The following is a 15,550-nucleotide window of genomic DNA, read 5'->3' on the forward strand; positions in this document are numbered from 1 at the left end:
TGCTGCGGAGTGGGGTGTATCCGCGGGGGCGGTGGCGGGGTCAGGCGATCGGCCCGACCCCGTCTGCGCTTTCTCAGCCGCCATCTCCGAACTTGTACGTGATGCCCACGTAGTACTGGCGGCCGGCGTACTCGTAGGAGTTCAACCGGGCCCGGGTGTCCGAGCCGAGATAGGAGCGCGGCGTGGACTTGGTCAGGTTGATGATCGATGCGGTCACCATGAAGTGCTTGTTGAACTCATAGTCACCGTTCAAGTCGATCTCGCGATAGGGCTCCGAATAGACCGAAAGCCCCGACGCCAGGCCTTGCATGGTCCGGCCGGTCCAGTTGTCGCTGACGCGAAGCAGCAGTCCATGCTTTTCATAGAACAGCGACACGTTGGCCGCGTACTTGGCACTGCCGATCAGCTCCGATTTGCCCACCTGCGTATCGCCCAGGGAGACGGGGGTTTCGTTGGTCTTGTTGAGCGTGTAGTTGGCGATGTAGCCAAAGCCCATGTCCCAGGTGTGCTGCGCGTACAGCTCGATACCCTTGGACGTGCCCGAGCGACCGTTGGCGTTGGTGCTGTACTGCATGAAGTTCTCTTGCGTGCCCCCGACGTTCACCATGATGTTGTTGACGGTGACCGGCACGACAAAGTTCTTCACTTTCTTCTGGAACAGATCGATGCCCACGACCGAATGGGGCTCGTAGTACCACTCGCCGGCCAAGTCGAACTGAGTCGCCGTGAACGGCTTCAGGTCAGCATTGGCACCGCTGCCGTACCAGCCAGGCACGGGGGAGCCGAACTGCTTGCGGTCGTTGTAGTAGTCCTGGGTGTAGTAGGTCAGGCTGCCCAGCTGCGCCAGGTCGGTGTAGTTCGCACGGGCCAGCGCCTGCGAACCCGCGGCGCGTATCAGGAAGTCGTCCGTCAGGTTCCACGCGATATTGAAGCTCGGCAACACCTTGTTGTATCGCTTGGACGTGGATGCGTTGGAGTAGTTCTGGACGACCGCCTCTTCGTTCGGACGGTACTGGAAGTCACCCGGTGCGCAGGCACCGCCGGCGGCATTCACGCCCGAAGCTGGACAGATCAGGATGTTGCCGCCCGCATCGTGGTAATACACCGCGTTGTTGGTCGTGATCTGATCGGCCACAGTGAGGTCCTGCTTGGTGCTGACGAAGCGCAGACCCACGTTGCCGCGCAGCGTGCCCGTGTCGAAATTTGCCTGAACATAGGCCGCGGCGATCTTCTCCTGGATCGAGGATTTGTCCTCCGGGTGGGCGTACAGCACGCGGTCGTAGGTCGCGTTGAGGTAGTTGTAATAGGCCGGAAAATTGATCGCCGGGAAGGTGTTGTCGTTATAGGCTTCGTTGCTGCCATCGAGCACGTTGGGCTGGAGGAAACCCGCGGGCAGCTGGCCGGCGTTCGGGTCGCAGGTCTGGAACTTCGAGGTGGTGCCCTTGCAGTACCAGCGAACCTCGTTGTTCTGCTGTTCGGCGTGGCTATCGCGATATTTCACGCCGAACTGCAGCGATTGCACCCAGCCCGAATCAAAGGCCCAGGTGAAATCCGCCTGGGCGAAATTCTGCGAGTCGCTGGTATTGACCATGTTGGAGCCGGTGGAGCCAAGGTCCACCTGCCCCGCGCCAGCCAGCATGTTCTGCAGCACATCCGGCGAGGCGGTGATGCCCGGCTTGCCGCTGTACGACCATGCCGCACCGTTGCTGCCGTCCACCCACTGGCCGTTGACGAAGTTCCGCGGCTTGGCAGCCATGCCCAGCTCCACCGAGGGACCGCCCGTTGCCCAGGTGCGACCGACGTTGAACGATCCGTCGAGGTTGCCGCCGTTGTCCCATTCGCCCTCAATGTTGAGGGTCTGCGAGGTGGCCTTTTCGACGGAGTAGTTGCCGTTCAGCCACGGAATCTCCGTGGAGCAGACGTCTACTGCCTGGCGTTGCGCGCCCGTGCTGGGGTTGATCGTCGAGTTGCAGCCCTGGCCAGCGGCCGGAAGCACGTAGTTCGCACCGGTGACAACCGTTCCCGAGGGGTCGAAGGTCAGGCCATTGGGCGCGAGCAGTCGGCCCTGCTGGTCCGCATAATTGTGGTTGCCGGGCAGGCCCCACTCCGGGACCTCCAGGGTATTGGTGATCTGGGTTTGCTGACGCTGGAAGCGGAAGTAGTTGCCCGTCAGCAGCATATGGTCGCTGGGCTTGAACTGCATGGTTGCCTGGACGCCCTTGGTCTTCAGGTCCAGCTGGTTCCGGCTGGTCGAAAACTGCTGTGGCATCCAGTATCCCGAATATTGGTTGCCGGCCTGGTCGACCACGCCGCCACCGCCCCACAGGGCAATGTTGGGCGCCACGTCGGCACCGTACGGGTTGCCATGCACATCCGTCGGCGGCGCGGTGCATGTTGCCGAGTCGGTACAGTTGTTGCTCCACCAGTGCCAGCTGTTGGCATTGGCTGTGTAATCGACATCGCGGCGCTTCTGGTACGAGCCAGCGACCAGGAAGCCCAGGGTCTCGTCCTTGTTCTTCCAGGACCACAGGGCCGACACCTGGGGCGTGATCTTGCTGCTGGTGTCGGAGCCCGCCCCATTGATGGACACGAAGCCGTCATTCGCCTTCATCCCCAAGGGGCGGCGCGTGTGCAGGTCCACGTTGCCGCCGATACCACCTTCGTCCAGGCGTGCTTCCAGGCTCTTGTAGAGCTTGATCTCGGAGAACATGTTGGCCGGCATCAGCGTGTAGTTGAACGAGCGCGTCAGTCCGGCCGACGTATCGGCCGAGGCGACATAATTGCCGTTCAATTCGGTCAGCGTCAGCTCGGGGGAAAGACCACGGATGCTGACCGTCTTGCCTTCGCCGGATTCGCGGCTGATGACCACGCCAGGCACGTGCGCAAGCGCGTCGGCGATGTTCTTGGCGGGGAACTGCGCGATATTCTGCGCGTTGATCACCTCGACGATGGAATTGGCATAGCGCTTTTCTTGCACGTTCTGGTCGATCGACTGACGAAACGTGACGACGACCGCTTGCAGGTTGGTTGCCTTGGCTGGGCCTGGCTTTTTCTCCTTGTCCGCCTTCTTTGCCTGTGTGCTGTCAGATGCTTGTTCTGGTGGTGATGCGGTGGTCGCGGATGCAGTCTGTGGGGATGCCTGCGCGGCAAGGGCAACCCCGGGTATTCCGAGACAAGCTCCAAACGACATGGTCGCCATGGCAAGTGCGGCATACAGCGGCTTGCGGGCAAAGACGTGTGGTAGGTAAATCATATTTTCTTACTCCCCATATGCCGTGCGTTTTTGAATTGAATCGATCTAAATTTTCGTATCCAACGAGCCTTGGCATCGAGCCATCCGGTCTTCCGGAAGCCATGACACGAGCCACTTATTTAGATCGATCTAAATCCCCTGCCCCAATTAGTAACCCTGAAGACGTGATATGTCACGCTGCGGCGCAAAAAAGGCAACGCTTGTAAACGTGCACCCAAAAATGACCATCTGGAGGGGTGAGTGCATCCAATTTTGACCCGCCCTTTACGCTGCTCCGTTGGCTGCCACGACGAAGTGAGCTGGAGCGATCATGGTGAATGTTCCAGGCGAGATCCGGCAGCGGCATCTGCGCGATGGTTTGTCGACATGACAGGCCGGTCTGTCCCGCAACACGGTGCGCAAGTACCTTCGCGAGGCGTCCGTCGAGCCGAACTACCCACTCAGCGATCGCCGAGCAGGCTCGATGCTTACGATGCCCGACTCCCGAATGATGGCGGTCTGTCCTTGGCGAGGTTGCCGAATTTCTTGTTGGGAATGATGCCCATGTGGAATGTCAGTACGCCACCAGCGGTCAGCTCGGCATGACTGATCCAGCTACGCGTCCATGGCTTGCCGTTCCAACTGACGGACTGAATGTAGGGTTTGTCCGGACCGTTGCCCATTGTCTCCACCACAAGCTTGCGCTGGTTCGCGAGGGTTATCTCTGCACGGTTCAGCAATGGACTTCCGAATACATAGGTTGCACTGACCGGATCGACCGCGTACAGACCCAGTGCGCCCATGACATACCAGGCACTCATCTGGCCGCAGTCTTCGTTGCCGGCCAACCCATCGGGCGATGCGCGGTACATGGTGTCGAGTAGTGAACGGACGCGGGCCTGGGTCTTGTAATGTGCGCCGGTGTAGGCATACAGATAGGCGATGTGGTGGCTGGGCTCGTTACCGTGAGCGTACTGGCCGACCAGACCGGCAATGTCCGGCGGGGCGTTGTCCGGAAGGCTTGGCGGCGCGTTGAACAGGCCGTCGAGTTTCTGCTCGAACGCTGCCTCGCCGCCGAACAACTGCATGTAGGCGTAGAGGTCGTGCTGGTTGAGAAACGTCGCCTGCCACGCATTGGACTCGGTGAAATCGCGCCATTTGTCGGAGTACCCGATGGCGGTAGGGTCGAACGGGTCTTCCAGCCACCCACCCAGGCTGTCGCGCGGGCGCACGAACGAGACGTTCTTGTCGAACACGTGGCGGTAGTTGCGCGAGCGTGCGCGCAAGGCCTTCGCGTCGGCCGTGGCGCCGGCCGCGTCGGCCATGTGCGCCACGGCCCAATCGTCGTAGCAGTATTCCAGCGTCTTGCTGACCGCTTCGCCTTCCTTGTCGCTTGGGATGTAACCGAGCTTGCGGTAGTAGGACAGGCCACGGTAATCGTCGTCCATGGCGCGCTTGCGATACAGCGGCCAGGCCTTGTCGATGTCGATTCCCTGGAAACCCTTGGCCTGCGCTTCGGCAATCACCGACGCGGAGTGGCACCCGATCATGCAGCCGGTTTCCACGCCCTGCAGTGGCCACACGGGTGGCCCTTCAGGGCTTTCGGCGGCCATGCGGATCAGGCCATTGACCAGGTCAGGTACGCGCTCAGGTTGGTACAGGGTGAACAGCGGATGCAGCGCGCGGTAGGTATCCCAGAGTGAATAGGTGCTGTAGTTGTGCGCGCCCTGCGGCAGCTGATGGACGGCCAAATCCATGCCGCGATACCGGCCGTCGACGTCGCTGAACAGGGTCGGCGCCATCATGGTGTGGTAGAGCGAGGTGTAGAAGATGCGTCGCATGTCGTCGCTCGCCGCGTCGATCGCGATCCGGCCCAGCTCCCGCTCCCAGGCGCTGTCGGCAGCCGCGCTGACGCGGTCGAAATCCCAGTCCGGCAACTCTTGTTCGAGATTGCGCAATGCACCCTCGATGTCGACGCCGGAGATGCCGACCTTGACCAGCAGTGGCTCGCTGGATGCATCGCCGAGATGCAGTGCGGCCTTGAGATGGCTGCCCCTGGCCTCCAGCGAGCCGCCGGGCAGCGCCTTGTCGTCGTTGTACAGCACGCCTTGGGTGATCGGTCGTGACAGCTTCATCGCAAAGTAAATGTGCCGGCCGTTCGCCCACTGGTGAACGCGCCGCGAGCCGACCAGGGTGTCGTTGCCGATGAGCTTCAAGGTGGCATCGGAGACGCGGCAAGGCGTTCCCGGAGAATCGTGATAGCCGTGGGCGAAGTCGACCAGCAGGTGGCCGTCGCCGGATTGGTTGAACGTATAGCGATGCAGGCCGGTACGCTCGGTGCAGGTGAGCTCGGCGAGGATGTCGTGGTCTTTCAGCGTAACGCGGTAATAGCCGGGCCGCGCGCTTTCGCTGCTGCGGTCGAAACGCGAGCGGTAGCCCGGGCCGGGCGTGATCACGGCATCCACTGGTAGCTGTTGCGCAACGCCCGCAGCGGGCTTCATGTCGTACCGCGAGTGATAGTTGATGTCGGGCCGGCCGCGGGTGCCGGGCTGCAACTGCACGGCGCCCTGGACCGGCATTACCAGCACGTCGAGCAGGTCCGCGGCGCCGGTGCCGCTGAGGTGAGTGTGCGAGAAGCCCATGATCGAGCCGTCGCCGATGTGGTAGCCGGAACACGCATCCCAACCACTGTCGTTGGTATCCGGGCTGAGCTGGACCATGCCGAACGGCAGCGTGGCGCCGGGAAAGGTGTGGCCGTGGCCACCGGTACCGATGAACACATCGACGTGGTGGGTGAGTCCGGCGCTGCCCGGCATGCCGAGGGCGCCGGACTGGCTGCTGCCGGCGCGACCGGCAGCGAATGCCGAGGGGGTGGCGAAGCGTGCGCCCAGCAGGGTCAGTGCGGCGGCGGAGCCCTGGAGAAAACGTCGGCGGGTGACCATGCGGGAATGTTCCTGTCAGTGCGTGAAAGCGGTGAAGCCGTCGGCGCTCAGGCGCGCAGCAGCTCGGGATGACGTTGGGCCAGCTCGACGATCAGTTCGCCGAACAGGGTGTTGGCCCAGGCGAACCAGGCGCGGGTGAAGTGTTTCGGATCGTCCTGATCGAACGCCTCGTGCATGAACCCGGTGCCGGCGTGGGTGGTCTTGAGCCATTGCAGGCACTGGCGGATCTCGCCGGCGTCGTGCGTAGTGAGTGCGCGCATGGTGATCGACATCGGCCAGATCATGCGCAGCCCCTCGTGCGGGCCGCCGATGCCTTCGGCGGCGCTTCCGCTGAAGAAATAAGGATTTCGATGGCTCCATGCCAGCGCGCGGGTGCGGCAGTAGGTGGGGTTGTCCATCGGCATCGCACCGAGATAAGCCATGCTCGACAGGCTGGGCGCATTGGCGTCGTCCATGAAAAGCTGGTTGCCGAAACCATCGACCTCATACGCCCAGATCTCGCCGCCGCGTTCGTCGTGCATCAGGGCGTACTGCTTCAGCGCCGCTTCCACCTCATTGGCCAGCGCACGGCACTCGCCGGCGAAGGCGTTGTCGTGGTGGACCGCCTGCGACATCTCGGCCAGCTGGCGCAGTGAGGTCACTGCGAACCAGTTCGCCGGCACAAACAGCGGATACAGGCAGGCATCGTCCGATGGACGGAACATCGAGAAGATCAGCCCCACCGGCTTGGCGGGATTCCCGTAGCCGTCCAGTGGCGGATTCTCGCTGGCCCTGGGTGAGTTGCGCTGAAAATGGTACGGGCCGGGGCCGTCCTTGCGCTGTTGCACACGGAAGGTCTTCAGTACCGTGTGCATGGCTGCGCGCCAGTCGTCGTCGAACGGCGTCGTGTCGCCGGTGGTCTTCCAGTAGCCGTGCGCCAGGCGGATCGGATAGCACAGCGAGTCGATCTCCCATTTGCGCTCCGCCACGCCGGGGCGCATGTCGGTGAGGTCACTTTGCGCCCAGTCCAGAGTCGTGTGTGCGGTCGGGTCGGGCATGAAGGCGTTGGCGTAGGGATCGATCGCGATGCAACGCGCGTGACGATGGATCAACCCGACGAAGAGCTTCTGCAAGGCGGTGTCCTTCGGCACCAGCGGCAGATACGGCCACACCTGCGCGGACGAATCACGCATCCACATCGCGTCGATGTCGCCGGTGACGATGAAGGTATCCGGCTTGCCGTCGAGCGTGCCGGTGTTCACTGTGGTGTCGAGCGTGTTCGGGTAGCAGTTCTCGAACAACCAGGCGAGCTCGGGATCACCGATGGCCGCCTTGGTACGGGTGATCTGAGCTTCCACCGCGGCGCTGGTGAACTTGCGCTGGGCGGGTGGCGGCCGCCGGCTCACGAATCGCCCGGGCGAGGCAGACGAGGCGCCAGCCATCGCGGGCAATGCACCGATCATCGCGCTGCCCGAAGCGAGGGCAAACATCTTCAACAGGTCGCGTCGACTGGGATTGGTGGGCATCTGCGGCGCTCGTGTAGGTTCGGAGAGGTATTTGTACGGTCGTGGCAAAAAGGCGGGTTGGCGACAGGTCCTGGAAAACGCCGGAGCTCGCATCGACCGATGCAGGCCCGGTGCAGCGCGGTATTTCAATCGATGCGGGTTCCTATTCACCCTCTGTCCTTCGAGACAATGCGTTGAACCTAAAGCATTTCCGTGGCGCGTGTCGTTGCGCTGCGGCATTTTCGGGCGACAAATTTGAATCGATCTAAATCTAGCGCAATCCGGCTGCTTCGTGCGCTGCACCACTGATCATTCTCCAGCCGGGCCGCGATCCGTGACGAAGCCGCCTAGTGCGGATGGTCGGCTGTCCGTGTCTTGCCGCCGGGGCTCAACGTCGCGTCCGCCAGCGAGTGGAGGTGCAGGGACGTGCGCAGCGCATCGATGGAAGCATCGCTGCCCACCTCCAGCGTCATCGACTGGCCCGGCAGCAGGTCGAAGGCGTTGTCCGAGAGCGTGGCATCCAGGTCGCCGAAGTCGACCCAGACGCCCCGCGCAAATCGTGCCGCCCTCACGGTGAGCTGGTAGCCATCGCCGTGGGCGACCAGACTCCCGCTGAGCGCGGGATCGGGCAACTGCAGGTCGCGCGCGGACGCGAAGTACAGCAGGTGCCGCGACAGCAGTTGGCCGTCCTGCAGCAGTTCGAATACGGCGATGGTGTCAGCGGTGCTGCCGCCGTGCAGCAGCGCGGCATCAGCCAGATCCATCACGCGGGTGCTGGCCAGCGGAGCCAACGTCGCTGCGGTGGTGTGGTCGTAGCGAACGGTGCCGTCCATCGACATCACCCGCACGCGCAGCTGTGCACCGATCGGCTGGATGCGGTCGGAGATCAGATATACCTTCGTGCGCCCGTGTTGGCGGATCGGTGCTACCCGGACCGCTGCGTAGAAGCGCCGCGCATGGAACTGCAGCGCCTTCCAGCGTCCGTACCAATCGACGCTCGACCACGAGGCGCCAGGCCATACGTCGTTGAGTTGCCAGTAAAGCGAGCCCATCGTGCGCGGACGCTGGCTGCGCAGGTGGTCCACGGCCAGTTCGATGCCGTCGGCCTGCATCAGCTGGCTCAGGTAGACGAAACGGGCGAAGTCCTTCGGCTCACCGTAGCCACGACGGATGTACTTGAGCAGGCGATCGTTGCCATTGCCCTTGTCATACTTCTGGTGCGCGCGCATCACCTTCGAATCCGCAGAAAGATCGCTCGGATCCGCAAACGCGCGGATGGTCTTCATCACCGGCATCGACTGCAGACCGTATTCGGACTGGAAGCGCGGCGTGACGTCGAGGTAGGCCGAGGCGGGCCTGGCCTCGCCCGACCAGACGTCCCAGTAGTGCATGTCGCCGTCATCGGGGATGTTCGCCGGGCCCTGCATGTCGGTGCCGGGCGAGGTGGCCCAGTACGGAAGGTCCGGCTGTTCGCGCTTCACCACCTCACGCAGGGTGTGATCGAACAGCTCGCGCATGCCCTTCTCGACGCGTGCCGTCTCGGCCGGACCGGCCTGCTTGCGGAACGCGGCGCGATCCGGCCAGGACTCCCAGCCGGTCTGTACTTCGTTGTTGCCGCACCAGAGCACGATCGACGGATGGTCGCGCAGGCGCGTGACTTGCTCGATTGCCTCCTGCTTCACGTTGTCGCGAAAGGCCTTGTCATACGGCGGAATGGCGCCCCCGAACATGAAGTCTTGCCACAGCATCAGGCCCATGCGGTCGGCCATGGCGTAGAAGGCGTCGTCCAGGTAATAGCCGCCACCCCATACGCGCAGCATGTTCATGTGGGCGTCGCGCGCCGAGCCGAGCACCTGGCGCATCTGCGCGTCGGTGACGCGCGAAGGGAAGCTGTCGAACGGGATCAGGTTGGCGCCCTTGGCGAAGATCGGCACGCCGTTGACCACGAAGGCGAAGCTGCGACCCCAGCGGTCCTTGTCGCGCCGCAACTCGACGCTGCGCAGGCCGGTCGTTCGATCGGCCTCGGCCAGCACCTTGCCATCCATCACTACCTCGGCATGGAAGGCATAGAGGTTCGGTTTGCCGTAACCGACCGGCCACCAGCGTTGCGGCTGGCTGATCGTCAGCGGTACGGACAGCGTGTTGCCGCCCGGCGCCAGCTGGACGTCCGACGTGGCCTGCCCGGCGTGCCCGTCCGGCGCACGCCAGCGCAGCCGCAGCGTGGCCTTGCCGGCATGGTCGGCCTCGATGGCAAACCGTGCCTGCAGCTTCGCGTTGTCGGCGTCGATGTGTTGCTGGGCGATATGCAGGTCAGTCAGCCGCAAGGTATCCCAGCTCTCCAGCTTCACTGGCTGCCAGATGCCCTCGGTGATGAAGCGGGGGCCCCAGTCCCAGCCATACTGGTAATTCGCCTTGCGCACGTAATTGGATGTCTGCTTGCCCGGTGGCTCATCGCCGAAGGCCGAGTCGAATTCGCCGGGCAGGGCCTCCGACTGTTTCAGCAGCCACGGCTGCACGGTGGTGATCGGCGAGTGCAGCGAGACGGCGAGCGTATTTCTGCCGACATGCAACGCGTTCTTCAACGGAATCCGCCAGCGACGGAACATGTTGTCCGCGGCGAGCAGCTTTTGGCCGTTGAGACGGACATCGGCGAAGGTATCCAGTCCGTCGAAAACCACGTCGACGTGGTCGTGCGCCAGCGTGGCCGCATCAATGTCGAAGTCGAGCCGGTAGTCCCAGTCTGCCAGGCCGATCCATTGCAGGGCCGCTTCGTTGTCGTGCCGATACGGGTCGGGGATCAAACCGGCATGCAGCAGGTCCATCTGTACGCTGCCCGGCACGCCAGCATCGATCCATCGTGAGGCTTCCGGATGTTTTTTCACAGCCTCCGTGGCATTCGCCGCGAGCCGTACCTGCCAGCCTTGGTCGAGCGTGCGTGATTCCATGGCCGAAGCTGACGTGCTGCCGATCAGCCATGCTCCCAAGAGCAGCGCACGCGGCAGGACGCGGATTCGTTGCGCCCGGGTCGGCAGATCGCCGGTCTTCGCACTGACAAGGGAGAGCGCATCATTCGTCGCGAGGAAGTCTTTCGATGTCGGGTTCATGGCGTATAGCTCGCCTTGTCATACGCCGGCGCGGCATTCGGTTGAACCGAGAGAGGGCTGAGCAGGTTTCCCTCGCCGATCAGCGAGAAATGGCCGAGGCCCTTTTCACCAGTGTTCCAGACCGCGCTAGGCAGCGTGTTGTCGCCGTGCAGATCGAGCACCCGGAAAGACGTGTTGCGGACCGATATCATTGATGTATCGGCCCGCTTACCAGCCGTTGACGCTTGGCCGAGCCATCCACGTCGACGGAATGGGCGATCGCACTCAACCCAAAAATTAGATCGATCTTTGCCACCTGAACCACAGTCCAGTGGTAACGAAATGCTGCGCTGCGGCGTACGCAAGAGAGCCAATAGGTTATCTTTAGATCGTTCCAAAAAGGCGAAATTGCATGTCGAACACCCCCCCCATTGGCCGCAAGGTGACCTTGAACGACATAGCCAGTGGCTGCGGAGTATCGCGTGCCACCGTATCACTGGTACTTCGAGACAGTCCGCTGGTGAACAAGCTCACCCGTATCCGGGTCGAGCAAGAGTTGCGTCGGCAAGGATACGTCTACAATCGCGCCGCTGCCAATCTGCGTCGCCGCACCTCGTCCAGCGTCGCTTTGGTATTGAACGAGTTGACCAATCCCTTTTTCGCCGAGTTCGCCGCCGGGGTAGATGAAGCGCTGGGTTCAGCTGGCTTCGTCACCTTGCTCGGTTGTACCAGTGAATCAGCTGCACGCGAGCAAGCCGTGCTCGGCTCGCTGCTGGAGCACGGGCCTGGCGGCATCATCCTGTCGCCAGCGGAGCACAGCAATGCGCATGACGTGCTGGCCACGATCGGACCGCGCACGCCGCTGCTGCTGTTCAACCGTGAACTCGGCGGCAGCTTGCCGGAGTTCGCGCATTGGGACCAACTGATGCTGGACAATCAGCGCGGTGCATTTCTGGCCACAGAACACCTGATTGTTCGTGGTCATCAACGCATCGCGTTCTTCGGCGGCCATCATGATTCCAGCTCGTGCCGGCAGCGCCATGCCGGATATATACAAGCGATGCAGGCGGCCGGATTGCCGGTCGAGCCGCTTTGGCGCGTCGAATGCGCCCCGACACGTCTCGATGCTGCCCATCGTACCAGCGCACTGTTCACCACTTCTCCTGCCGCACCTACCGCAGCCGTCTGCTACAACGATGCGGTGGCGCTTGGACTGATTCTTGGCCTGCAACAGCGCGGATTGCGTCCGGGCCAGGACTTCGCTCTAACAGGTTTCGACGACATTGCCGAAGCCGAACTGTGCATGCCACCGTTGACAACACTGTCCACCGCACCGCGTGAGCGCGGCCAGCAGGCAGCGAAATTGATCCTGCAGCGCCTGCAACAGCCGCAAGCCGACAGCCGCAAGACCATCGCACCGGTACAACTGGTGGTGCGCGAAAGCAGTTGCCCACCCATCGTCGCCTGATCCGCCACACATCTGATCCACTCGGGGAATCCACATGGCCTTTGCCCACACTCCGTCACCCACGCCAGGCACGCCGGTACGCGGCGAGCGCTACACCGACTATCCGATGGCGATGGGCGTGCTCACCACCATCTTTTTCATGTGGGGCTTCCTGACCTGCCTCAACGACATCCTGATCCCGCACCTGAAGTCGATCTTCCAGCTCAACTACGCGCAAGCGATGCTGGTGCAGTTCACTTTCTTCGGTGCGTACTTCCTGATGGGCATGCCGGCCGGCCGGCTGGTCGCCGCGCTGGGCTACAAGAGGGGCATCGTGCTGGGACTGGCGATCGCCGGCATCGGTTCGCTCGGCTTCTGGCCCGCCGCCGGGCTGCACTCCTACCCGGCCTTTCTCGCCGCACTGTTCGTGCTGGCCACCGGCATCACCGTGCTGCAGGTCGCGGCCAATCCCTATGTCGCCCTGCTCGGCCCGGAGCGCACCAGCTCGAGCCGACTGACCCTGGCGCAGGCGCTGAACTCGCTGGGCACCACGCTGGCACCGCTGTTCGGCGGCATGCTGATCCTGTCCAACGTGGTGAAGAGTCCGACCGAGCTGGCCGTCCTGGCGCCGGCGCAACGCCTCATCTACGACACCCAGCAGGCACAGGCAGTGCAGTTTCCGTACATCGGGCTGGCGGTGGTGTTGTTCCTGCTGGCGATCTTCGTGTGGCTGTTCCGCCTGCCGGCACTGAACGACGCGACCGACAAGGACGACCACGGGAAGCACGGTTTCATCGAGGTGTTGCGCCATCCGCACGTGCTGTTCGGCGTGCTCGGCATTTTCTTCTACGTCGGTGCCGAGGTGTCGATCGGCAGCTTCATGGTCAATTACCTGTCGATGCCGGACATCGGCCACATGAGCGAGCAGGAGGCGGCAAAGTACGTGTCCTGGTACTGGGGCGGCGCGATGGTCGGCCGCTTCGTCGGCTCGGCACTGATGGCGAAGTTCTCGCCGCGCCGGCTGCTGGCCAGCTTCGCCACCGTCAACGCGCTGCTGGTGCTGACCACCATGCTCAGCCATGGCAGCGTGGCGATGTACAGCATCATCGCGATCGGCCTGTTCAACTCGATCATGTTTCCGACCATCTTCGCGCTCGGCATCGAGCGGCTCGGGCCGATGACCAGCAAGGCATCCAGCCTGCTGATCATGGCCATCGTGGGCGGTGCCGTGATCCCGCGGCTGCAAGGCATGCTGGCCGACAACATCGGCCTGCAGCACGCATTCTTCCTGCCGCTGCTGTGCTACCTGTACATCGTGTTCTACGGCCTCAGCGGCTCGAAGATCCGCAGCACCCCGTCGACAGGCGACAGCGCGAGCGAACGCGCATGACCGCACGGCCCATCCTGTGTTTCGGCGAAGCCCTGATCGACCTGCATGCCGACGGCATCGACGACCGCGGCTTCGCCACCGGCTTCGTGCCGTTCGCCGGCGGCGCGCCGGCGAATGTCGCGGTGGCCGCGGCGCGGCTCGGCGGCAGCGCGCGCTTCGCCGGCATGCTTTCGCGCGACCGCTTCGGCGATTTCCTGCTCGACAGCCTGCAGCAGGCCGGCGTCGGCACCGACGATGTCGTGCGCACCGATGCGGCGAACAGCGCGCTGGCCTTCGTCACGCTGGACGCCCACGGCGAACGCAGCTTCAGCTTCTATCGCGACGGCTCGGCCGACCTCAAGTTCCGACCGGCCGACTTTCGCCCCGATACGTTCCGCGATGTCGCCGTGTTCCACGTCTGCTCGAACAGCATGACCGACCCGGCCCTGGCCGACACCACCCGCGAAGGCATGCAGCGTGCGCATGGCGTCGGCGCGCTGGTCAGCTTCGATCTCAACCTGCGCCCGGCGCTGTGGCCGACCGACACCGATCCGCTCCCGCTGCTGTGGCCTGCGCTGCATCTGGCCGACGTGGTGAAACTGTCGGCGGAAGAATGCGCCTGGCTCGCGGTCGACGGCGAACAGGCCGCGCTCGACCGGCTGTGGCGGGGACGCACCCGGCTGGTGGTGGTGACCGACGGCGCGAAACCGCTGCGCTGGTTCCACCCCGACGCCGAGGGCGAGCTGCCGTGCTATCGGGTGCAGGTGGTCGATTCCACCGCCGCCGGCGACGCCTTCGTCGGCGGCCTGCTGTGTTGCCTGGCCGAACTCGCGCCCGGCCCGGAACGGCTCGACCAGCTGGTGACCGAGCTGCCGCGCCTGCACGCGATGCTGCGCTTCGCCGCCGCCAGTGGCGCACTCACCGTGACCCGCCAGGGCTCGTTCAGCGCGATGCCGCACGGCGACGAAGTGCTGGCCTTCATGGAGAACCAGCCATGAGCACCATGCCGGATTTCCATTGCGCCGATTTCCTGCGCGCGCACATCGCGCAGACGATGGCGTTCTACCACCCGCATGCGATCGATCCGGACGGCGGCTTCTTCCACTACTTCAAGGACGACGGCACGATCTACGATCGAAGCCACCGGCACCTGGTCAGCAGCACGCGTTTTGTCGTCAACTATGCGCTGGCCGCGATCGAGTTCGGCCACCAGGCTGCTCTCCACGGCGAATACCTCGACGCCGCGCGCCACGGCCTGCGCTACCTGCGCGAAGTGCATCGCGATCCGTACACCGGCGGCTACGCCTGGACGATCCGCGACGAGCAACCCGAGGACCGCACCAACCACGCCTACGGCGTCGCCTTCGTGCTGCTCGCCTACGCCAGCGCGCGCAAGGCCGGCATCGCCGAGGCCGCCGCGTGGATGGACGAAACCTGGGCCCTGCTGGAGCAGCACTTCTGGGATGCCGACGCCGGCCTGTACCGCGACGAGGCCGACGCCGACTGGCACTTCAGCGACTACCGCGGCCAGAACGCGAACATGCACATGTGCGAGGCGATGCTGGCCGCCTACCAGGCCAGCGACGACCCGCGCTACCTGGAACGCGCCTACACGCTCGCCGACCACATGACGCGCCGCCAGGCCGCCCAGGCCGGCGGTCTGGTGTGGGAGCACTACGACCGCGACTGGAACATCGACCGCGAATACCATCGCGACGACCCGAAACACCTGTTTCGCCCCTGGGGCTTCCAGCCCGGCCACCAGACCGAATGGGCCAAGCTGCTGCTGATCATGGAGCCGATGCTGGGCGAACGCGGCCTCGCCCGCGACTGGCTGCTGCCCACCGCGCAACACCTGTTCGACACCGCGCTGGCACGCGCGTGGGACAACGAATACGGCGGCATCGGCTACGGCTTCGCGCCAGACGGCAGCATCTGCGACGACGACAAATACTTCTGGGTGCAGGCCGAATCGCTGGCCGCCGCCGCGCTG

The 15,550-nt window shown here is 63.8% G+C and carries 9 protein-coding genes; 4 read left to right on the forward strand and 5 right to left on the reverse strand.

From position 1 onward, the window contains the following. Window positions 1–73 precede the first annotated feature (73 nt). The 5 genes from CIW53_RS07960 to CIW53_RS07980 form a co-directional block, all read right to left on the reverse strand. On the reverse strand, window positions 74–3,253 hold the full coding sequence (locus CIW53_RS07960) for a TonB-dependent receptor (RefSeq protein ID WP_149364126.1): 3,180 nt from the start codon (window positions 3,251–3,253) through the stop codon (window positions 74–76). Window positions 3,254–3,720: 467 nt separating this feature from the next. Then, entirely contained in the window at window positions 3,721–6,174 is a 2,454-nt protein-coding gene (locus CIW53_RS07965; protein ID WP_149364127.1) for a GH92 family glycosyl hydrolase, read from the reverse strand. Between the two features lie 47 nt (window positions 6,175–6,221). Further along, a complete protein-coding gene (locus tag CIW53_RS07970; RefSeq protein WP_149364128.1) occupies window positions 6,222–7,679 on the reverse strand; it encodes a glycoside hydrolase family 125 protein in 1,458 nt (485 codons plus the stop codon). 326 nt (window positions 7,680–8,005) lie between these two features. After that, on the reverse strand, window positions 8,006–10,762 hold the full coding sequence (locus tag CIW53_RS07975) for a glycoside hydrolase family 2 protein (RefSeq protein WP_343192201.1): 2,757 nt from the start codon (window positions 10,760–10,762) through the stop codon (window positions 8,006–8,008). Further along, the gene (locus CIW53_RS07980) at window positions 10,759–10,953 is read right to left on the reverse strand and encodes a hypothetical protein (protein WP_149364129.1); all 195 of its coding nucleotides are present in this window, start codon (window positions 10,951–10,953) and stop codon (window positions 10,759–10,761) included. The genes CIW53_RS07975 and CIW53_RS07980 overlap by 4 nt, the downstream gene beginning before the upstream one ends. A gap of 200 nt (window positions 10,954–11,153) precedes the next feature. Here CIW53_RS07980 and CIW53_RS07985 point away from each other — a divergent pair, with 200 nt between their 5' ends. From CIW53_RS07985 to CIW53_RS08000, 4 genes are all read left to right on the forward strand, one after another. Next, window positions 11,154–12,209: a LacI family DNA-binding transcriptional regulator gene (locus tag CIW53_RS07985; RefSeq protein WP_149364130.1), complete on the forward strand. Its 1,056-nt coding sequence runs from the start codon at window positions 11,154–11,156 to the stop codon at window positions 12,207–12,209. Between the two features lie 34 nt (window positions 12,210–12,243). Next, window positions 12,244–13,578 carry an L-fucose:H+ symporter permease gene (gene fucP, locus CIW53_RS07990; RefSeq protein ID WP_149364131.1) on the forward strand — a complete coding sequence of 445 codons (1,335 nt, stop codon included), beginning with the start codon at window positions 12,244–12,246 and terminating at the stop codon, window positions 13,576–13,578. Next, the gene (locus tag CIW53_RS07995; RefSeq protein ID WP_149364132.1) at window positions 13,575–14,555 is read left to right on the forward strand and encodes a carbohydrate kinase; all 981 of its coding nucleotides are present in this window, start codon (window positions 13,575–13,577) and stop codon (window positions 14,553–14,555) included. The genes fucP and CIW53_RS07995 overlap by 4 nt, the downstream gene beginning before the upstream one ends. Next, on the forward strand, window positions 14,552–15,550 hold a 999-nt coding region (locus CIW53_RS08000), incomplete at its 3' end, for an AGE family epimerase/isomerase (RefSeq protein ID WP_149364133.1). The genes CIW53_RS07995 and CIW53_RS08000, both read left to right, overlap by 4 nt.

Source organism: Rhodanobacter sp. T12-5, assembly GCF_008329435.1.
GTDB lineage: Bacteria > Pseudomonadota > Gammaproteobacteria > Xanthomonadales > Rhodanobacteraceae > Rhodanobacter.